Here is a 6,666-nt window from a genome sequence, read left to right on the forward strand (position 1 = left end):
GTCCTCACAGGCGTTCGAAGGAGCGGCGCAGTTCCCAGTCGGTCACGGCCGCGTCGAAGGCGTCGAGTTCCACGCGGGCCATGGTGCGGTAGTGGGCCACGACGTCCTCGCCGAACGCCTCGCGGGCGATCTCGCTCTCCTCCCAGAGCGCGGCGGCCTCGCGCAGGGTGGCCGGGACGTGGTCGTACGCGGCGGTGTAGGCGTTGCCCTCGCAGGGTTCGGGGAGTTCGAGCTCGTGCTCGATGCCGTACAGGCCGGCGGCGACGAGACCGGCGACGGCCAGATACGGGTTGACGTCGCCGCCGGGGAGCCGGTTCTCGAAGCGCAGCGAGGCGCCGTGGCCGACGACGCGCAGGGCACAGGTGCGGTTGTCGTGGCCCCAGGCGACGGCGGTCGGTGCGAAGGAGCCGGGGCGCAGCCGCTTGTACGAGTTGATGTTCGGCGCGAAGAGGAGGGAGAGGTCGCGCAGGGCGGCGAGCTGGCCGGCCAGGAAGTGCCGCATCACGGGTGACATGGCGCCGTCCGGACCGGCCATGACGGAGCGTCCGGGGTCGGTGGTGGAGCGCAGCGAGAGGTGGATGTGGCAGGAGTTGCCCTCGCGTTCGTTGAACTTGGCCATGAAGGTGAGTGCCATGCCCTCCTGGGCGGCGATCTCCTTGGCGCCGGTCTTGTAGACGGCGTGCTGGTCGCAGGTGACCAGGGCCTCGTCGTAGCGGAACACGATCTCGTGCTGGCCCGGGTTGCACTCGCCCTTGGCGGACTCGACGGCGAGGCCCGCGCCCGCCATCTCGTTGCGGATGCGGCGCAGCAGGGGCTCGACGCGCCCCGTGCCGAGGACGGAGTAGTCGACGTTGTACTGGTTGGCGGGGGTCAGGTCGCGGTAGCCCCGGTCCCACGCCTGCTCGTAGGTGTCCTTGAAGACGATGAACTCCAGCTCGGTGCCGACGTGGGCCGCGTAGCCGTGCTCGGCGAGGCGTTCGAGCTGGCGGCGCAGGATCTGCCGGGGCGCGGCGGTGACGGGCGCGCCGTCGGCCCAGGCGAGGTCGGCGAGGACCAGGGCGGTGCCGTCGTGCCAGGGCACCCGGCGCAGGGTGGTGAGGTCGGGGCGCATGGCGAAGTCGCCGTAGCCGTTGTCCCAGGAGGACATGGCGTAGCCGTCGACGGTGTTCATGTCGGTGTCGACGGCGAGGAGGTAGGCGCACCCCTCGGTGCCGTGGCGGACGACCTCGTCGAGGAAGTGGGGGGCGGCGAAGCGTTTGCCCTGGAGCCGCCCCTGCATGTCGGGGAAGGCCAGGACCACGGTGTCGAGCTCCCCGCTGTGCACGAGGCGGCGCAGGTCTCCGAGGGCGAGCGGGGGTGTTCGGTCGGACACGGACGGGTCCTCTCCTCGCGGGCCGGGCAGGCCGTCCCAATCTATGAGCAGGGCGGTGGTTGTGGGTACGGTGCCGGGGTGTTCCGCGCGCCGTACGAGGGAGGGCACCGGTGAACCGTCCGCTGGTCGGGATCAGCACCTACCTGGTGGATTCGGCGCGCTGGGGCGTCTGGGACCTGCCGGCGGCGCTGCTGCCCTCGGGGTACGCCCGGATGGTGCGGGAGGCGGGCGGCCTGGCCGTGCTCCTGCCGCCGGACGCGCCCGGGGTGGCGGCGGAGACGGTGGCCAGGCTGGACGCGGTGGTGGTGGCGGGCGGCCCCGATGTGGACCCGGAGCGGTACGGGGCGGGGCGCGATCCGCGGACCGGGCCGCCGGCGCCGGAGCGGGACTCCTGGGAGGCGGCGCTGATCGGCGCGGCGCTGGAGTCGGGGACGCCGTTGCTCGGGGTGTGCCGCGGGATGCAGCTGCTGAACGTGGTGTGCGGGGGCACCCTGACCCAGCATCTGGACGGGCACACCGGTGCGGTGGGCGTGTTCGGTAGGCACCCGGTGACGCCGGTCCCGGGCACCCGCTACGCGTCGCTGGCGCCGGAGGTGTGCGCCGTCCCCACGTACCACCACCAGGCCGTCGACCGGATCGGCGACGGCCTGGTGGCGTCGGCGCACGCGGCGGACGGCACCGTGGAGGCGGTCGAACTCCCCGGTGACCACTGGGTCCTGGGGGTGCAGTGGCATCCGGAGATGGGGGAGGACTTCCGCGTGGTGCGGGGGCTGGTGGAGGCGGTACGGGCCTGAGCCCCCCGGCCCTCAGAGCCTTTGGCCCTCAGAGCCGCCGACGCAGCCAGGCCAGGGCCGCGGCGCCCTGGGCGGCCTGGAAGGCCCGGAGCGTCGGCAGGCCGGGCGGGGCGGGGCGCAGCGCGTGCTCCGCGAAGTACCCGGCGACGGCGGCGAGTACGGCGGTGACGGCTTCGGGGTCGGCGTCCCGGCCGAGCGGGTGGGCGGTGAACAGGGCTTCCGGGTCCGGGCCGCGCCCTCCGGAGGCGTGACCCTGCGCCGCCACGCACGGGAGCATCACCAGCAGGTCGAACCAGGGCGCGGCGCGCACCGCGTGCGGCCAGTCCACGAAGACGGCCCGGTCCTCGGTGAGCAGGATGTTGTCGGCGCGCAGGTCGCTGTGGGCGAGGGTGTGCCCGGCGGCGGCCTCTGACCACCCGGCCTCCAGCTCCGCGAGGGCGGCCAGGTGACCGGCGGCCCAGGGGTCGAGGCGGGCGTCGCCGCCCGCGGCGTGCAGGATGCGCCAGCCGTCGAACATCGAGGACTTGCCCCGGACGGCCGGGGTCATGTCGGGCGGGGCCGGGGTGAGGACGCGGGAGAGGTCGCCGACGGCGGCCAGGACCCGGTCCAGTTCCTCGCGGTCCCAGGGCACTCGGGGCTGGCGGCCGTCGATGTCCTCCAGCACGAGGGCGACGCAGATGCCGTCGTCGTAGGAGCCGAGCAGCCGGGGCACGGGCGCGTCCGCCGGCAGCGACGCCGTGACGCGGGCCTCGGCGCGGTGCATGTCGGGGCTGTCCGGGTTCACCTCGGCACTCACCGCCTTGACGAAGGCCCGGCCGCCGTTCGCGAGCCGGACCCGGGCGGCGACGCCGGGCGAGAAGCCGCCGTTCTGGGTGCGGGCCTCGGTGACCGGTGCGCCGAGGATGTCCTCGACGGCCGCGCGTACGGCGGCGGGCAGGGCGGACCAGGGGTGGCGGACGCCCCGCGCGGGCGGCGCGGTGGCGGTCATCGGCGCGCCTCCCCCGGTCCGGTCCAGGTCAGGGGCGTCGGCCCGGTGGGCTCTCCGTAGCCCAGCGAGCGGTACAGGTTCGCGCCCTCGGGCGTCGCGGTGAGGTTGATCCGGGAGCACCCGGCCTCGACCAGGTGGTCGTGGACGGCCCGGAAGGTCAGGCGGGCGTAGCCCTTGCGCCGATGGTCCGGGTCGGTGGCGACCGAGGCGATGTGCCCGACGTACGGGGCCCGGCCCGGCCGGGGCAGGGACCACATGTACTGGCCGACCGAGCTGGACAGCAGCCGGTCCCCCGCGTCGATCACATAGGCGACGAAGTGCGGGTCGGTGCCGAGCCGTTCGCGGAAGTACGCCTCGCACACCGGGGTCCAGTCGGGCTCCGGAACGAGGCCCATGGAGGCGAACATGACCAGGCGCAGCCGGGTGACCTCGGCGGCGTCGTCCGCGCCGGCCCTTCGCAGGTGCGGCGGTGTGCTCATCGGTCGTCCTTTCGGTGGAGTGCCGTGCCCCGCAAGGGTGTCGTGCCCGGCGGGCCACGTCGCCCCGTTTTCCGGGCACCGGCAGTGCCCGGCCGGGGCCGGGCCGCGGCGGTACGGCTCAGGCCGTGTCCCCGGCGGGCTCCGACCGGGTCAGCGCGAGCAGGTCGCGGGCCGGGCCGGTCGGGCGGTGGCCCGAGGGCCACACCGCGCGCAGTTGGCGGCGCAGCCGGGCCCCGGCGATCGGGACCTTGACCAGGCGGCGGGCGGACAGCTCCTCGCCGAGCGCGAGCTCGCTCAGGACGCAGGGACCGGCGCCGCTCTCCGCCGCGCCCTTGACCGCGGTCGTCGAGGAGAGTTCCAGCAGCGGCGGGGCCAGCGGGCCGTGGACGGCGAGCGCGGCGTCGAGGACCTGGCGGGTGCCGGAGCCGTGCTCGCGGAGGATCAGCGGGGTGGCGGCCAGTTCGCGCGGGGTCAGCGGGGTGCGGCGCCGGGCCCACGGGTGGGCGGGGGCGACCACGACGACGAGGCGGTCGTGGGCGATGACCGTGCCGTCGAGCCCGGCCGGGACGGACAGGCCCTCCACGAAGCCCAGGTCCGCCTCGCCGCCCAGCAGCCGCTCGGCGACCACCGCGGAGTTCCCGGCGAGCAGCGAGACGGCGGTGCCGGGGCGTTCGGCGCGCAGGGCGATGAGCCAGCCGGGGAGCAGGTATTCGGCGATGGTCATGGAGGCGGCGACCCGCAGCCGGGAGTCGCGGCGGTCGCGCAGCGCCTGGGCGCCCGCGTCGAACGCCTCGGCGGCCTCGACGACCCGGCGCGCCCAGTCGGTGACCAGGGCGCCCGCGTCGGTGAGCCGGGAGCCACGGGGCGAGCGGTCGAGGAGGGCCAGGCCGAGCTGCCGTTCCATCGAGCGGACCCGGCTGCTGGCGGCGGGCTGGGTGATGCCGACGTCCCGGGCCGCCCGGCCGAGGCTGCCGTGCCGGGCGACGGCGAGGAGCAGTTCCAGCGCGCCCAGGTCGGGCACCCGGTGGGACAGGGGGGTGGGCGGTTCGCTGGACATAAGTCCACTTTATGACCTCATAGGGCAGTGCTCCCTGGTGGGGTCCTCCCGGGCCGCAGAAGATCGTGGCATGGCCATCCATCTGCGGACCCGCACCTCTCCCCCGTACTCCGGCACGCTCCGGAGGCCCACGCTCCGGCACATCGGCCCGAACTGGTACGCCACCGTGATGGGCACCGCGATCGTCGCGAGCGCCGGTGCGGCGCTTCCGGTGCACGTGCCCGGGCTCCGTGGCGCGTGCACCGTGGTGTGGCTGTTCTCGGCGCTGCTGCTCGTCGCCGTGCTGGCCGCCCGGGCCGGGCACTGGGCGGCCCACCGCGACCAGGCGCGCGCCCATCTCGCGGACCAGGCCGTCGCCCCGTTCTACGGCTGTCTCTCGATGGCGCTGCTGGCCGTCGGGGGCTCCGGCATGACCGTGGGCAGGGACCTCATCGGACACCGGGCGGCGCTCGCGCTGGACGTGGTGCTGTACACGGCGGGCACGGTGACCGGTCTGGTCGCGGCCGTGGCGGTCCCGTACCTCATGATCGTGCGCCACCGGCCGGAGCCGGGCACCGCGTCCCCGGTGTGGCTGCTGCCGGTGGTGGCGCCGATGGTGTCGGCCGCGCTCGGCCCGCTGCTCGTGGCGGAGCTGCCCCCGGGCCAGGGGCGCGAGGCGCTGCTGCTTGCCTGCTACGCGATGTTCGGGCTGAGCCTGCTGGCGACGCTGGTCATGCTCCCGCTGGTCTTCGGCCGCCTGGTGCACGGGGGCCCGCTGCCGCTCGCCCTGACGCCCACCCTGTTCCTGGTGCTCGGCCCGCTGGGTCAGTCGACCACCGCGGTCAACGCGCTGGCCGATGTGGCGCCGGGTGCGATCGGAAGCCCGTACGCCTCGGCGCTGCGGGCCTTCGCGGTGCTGTACGGGGTGCCGGTGATGGGCTTCGCCCTGATGTGGCTGGCCCTGGCCGTGGCGCTGGTGGTGCGGGCGGCACGGGGCGGGATGACGTTCTCGATGACCTGGTGGGGCTTCACGTTCCCCGTCGGCACCTGCGTGACGGGCGCGGCGGGCCTGGCCCGGCACACCGGCCTGACCGCGTTCACCTGGCTGGCCGTCGCGCTGTACGTGCTGCTGGTGTCGGCGTGGGCGGTGGCCGGGGCGCGTACGGTGCGCGGGCTGCTCAGCGGTGCGCTGCTCGCGGCGCCGCAGCGGCCCGCCCCGGTGGCGGCCCGTACCGCCTGAGCCCGCTTCCGACGGCCCCCGGACGCTCTCAGCGCCGGGGGTCGGACGTCGCGTCGATGTGTTCGGCGACCGCGACGCACAGCAGCCGGGTGCCGGGGAGGGTGGCCCGCCAGCGGTGGCGGACCCCGCCGGACAGGAAGAGCGTGTCGCCCTGGACCAGCCGGTAGGCCCGGCCCTCGGCCTCCACTTCGGCGGCGCCCTCGGCGACGTACATGATCTCGTCGTTGCGGTGCTGGAACTCGCGCCCGAGGTCGAGCTCCCCGGTGAATTCCAGGGCGCTGAGCTGGTGGCGTCCACGGACCACCCGGTGCGCCCCGTCCTCGTGGGCGGCGCGCACGACGTCGACCGCGCGCGCGGAGTCCGCAGCGGCGCGCAGCCGGGCCGTGGTGGTCTCCAGCGCCTCGGCGACCCGGTCGAGCGACCGGGCGCTGGGTCTCGCGCGCTCGTTCTCGATCTGGCTGAGGAACGGTACGGAGAGGCCGCTGCGCGACGCGACGGCGGCCAGGGTGAGTCCCAGGGATCTGCGCTGTCGGCGGACGGCGGCGCCCACTCGGAGTGTTTCCTTCTCGTCCATGTCCGGCTCCCTCCCGAGACGCCATCCTTCCGGTTGTGGGCCCGTCGCGCACACCGTTACGCCAGGACGGCCCGGAAAGTGAGCACACCGGAACGCGGAAGGGGTGGGCACCCGCGCTATCACGTCGACAGCTTCCGCTTCGCTCCCGGCGACCTTCTGCTGCTGTACACCGACGGCGTGACC

7 protein-coding genes are annotated in these 6,666 nt (G+C 75.0%); 2 read left to right on the forward strand and 5 right to left on the reverse strand.

Annotated features, from left to right (window positions below; all coding sequences use genetic code 11):
* Positions 1 to 4: 4 nt before the first annotated feature.
* Entirely contained in the window at positions 5 to 1,372 is a 1,368-nt protein-coding gene (locus AB0L33_RS23190; protein WP_365684308.1) for a glutamine synthetase family protein, read from the reverse strand.
* A 110-nt stretch (positions 1,373 to 1,482) separates the two neighbouring features.
* Here AB0L33_RS23190 and AB0L33_RS23195 point away from each other — a divergent pair, with 110 nt between their 5' ends.
* The gene (locus tag AB0L33_RS23195) at positions 1,483 to 2,166 is read left to right on the forward strand and encodes a gamma-glutamyl-gamma-aminobutyrate hydrolase family protein (protein WP_365684310.1); all 684 of its coding nucleotides are present in this window, start codon (positions 1,483 to 1,485) and stop codon (positions 2,164 to 2,166) included.
* A gap of 28 nt (positions 2,167 to 2,194) precedes the next feature.
* Here AB0L33_RS23195 and AB0L33_RS23200 read toward each other — a convergent pair whose 3' ends face one another.
* The 3 genes from AB0L33_RS23200 to AB0L33_RS23210 all read right to left on the reverse strand — a co-directional run bounded on the left by AB0L33_RS23200 (position 2,195) and on the right by AB0L33_RS23210 (position 4,690).
* Positions 2,195 to 3,154 (reverse strand): aminoglycoside phosphotransferase family protein, encoded by a 960-nt coding sequence (locus AB0L33_RS23200; protein ID WP_365684312.1) that lies wholly within the window; start codon positions 3,152 to 3,154, stop codon positions 2,195 to 2,197.
* Positions 3,151 to 3,633 carry a GNAT family N-acetyltransferase gene (locus AB0L33_RS23205; protein ID WP_365684314.1) on the reverse strand — a complete coding sequence of 161 codons (483 nt, stop codon included), beginning with the start codon at positions 3,631 to 3,633 and terminating at the stop codon, positions 3,151 to 3,153. The genes AB0L33_RS23200 and AB0L33_RS23205 overlap by 4 nt, the downstream gene beginning before the upstream one ends.
* Before the next feature lie 118 nt (positions 3,634 to 3,751).
* The gene (locus tag AB0L33_RS23210) at positions 3,752 to 4,690 is read right to left on the reverse strand and encodes a LysR family transcriptional regulator (protein ID WP_365684316.1); all 939 of its coding nucleotides are present in this window, start codon (positions 4,688 to 4,690) and stop codon (positions 3,752 to 3,754) included.
* A 70-nt stretch (positions 4,691 to 4,760) separates the two neighbouring features.
* Between AB0L33_RS23210 and AB0L33_RS23215 the strand changes: the two genes are divergently transcribed.
* A complete protein-coding gene (locus AB0L33_RS23215) occupies positions 4,761 to 5,909 on the forward strand; it encodes a TDT family transporter (RefSeq protein WP_365684318.1) in 1,149 nt (382 codons plus the stop codon).
* 28 nt (positions 5,910 to 5,937) lie between these two features.
* Here AB0L33_RS23215 and AB0L33_RS23220 read toward each other — a convergent pair whose 3' ends face one another.
* Positions 5,938 to 6,483, reverse strand: a complete 546-nt coding sequence (locus AB0L33_RS23220) for a helix-turn-helix domain-containing protein (RefSeq protein WP_365684320.1) — start codon at positions 6,481 to 6,483, stop codon at positions 5,938 to 5,940.
* Between the last annotated feature and the right edge of the window lie 183 nt (positions 6,484 to 6,666).

The organism is Streptomyces sp. NPDC052299 (assembly GCF_040679335.1).
GTDB lineage: Bacteria > Actinomycetota > Actinomycetes > Streptomycetales > Streptomycetaceae > Streptomyces.

Excerpts from the sequence above, each read along its gene's own strand:
- AB0L33_RS23200 (WP_365684312.1), bottom strand. The coding sequence starts at position 3,154 with ATGACCGCCACCGCGCCGCCCGCGCGGGGCGTCCGCCACCCCTGGTCC.
- AB0L33_RS23205 (WP_365684314.1), bottom strand. The coding sequence starts at position 3,633 with ATGAGCACACCGCCGCACCTGCGAAGGGCCGGCGCGGACGACGCCGCC.
- AB0L33_RS23210 (WP_365684316.1), bottom strand. The coding sequence starts at position 4,690 with ATGTCCAGCGAACCGCCCACCCCCCTGTCCCACCGGGTGCCCGACCTG.
- AB0L33_RS23215 (WP_365684318.1), top strand. The coding sequence starts at position 4,761 with ATGGCCATCCATCTGCGGACCCGCACCTCTCCCCCGTACTCCGGCACG.
- AB0L33_RS23220 (WP_365684320.1), bottom strand. The coding sequence starts at position 6,483 with ATGGACGAGAAGGAAACACTCCGAGTGGGCGCCGCCGTCCGCCGACAG.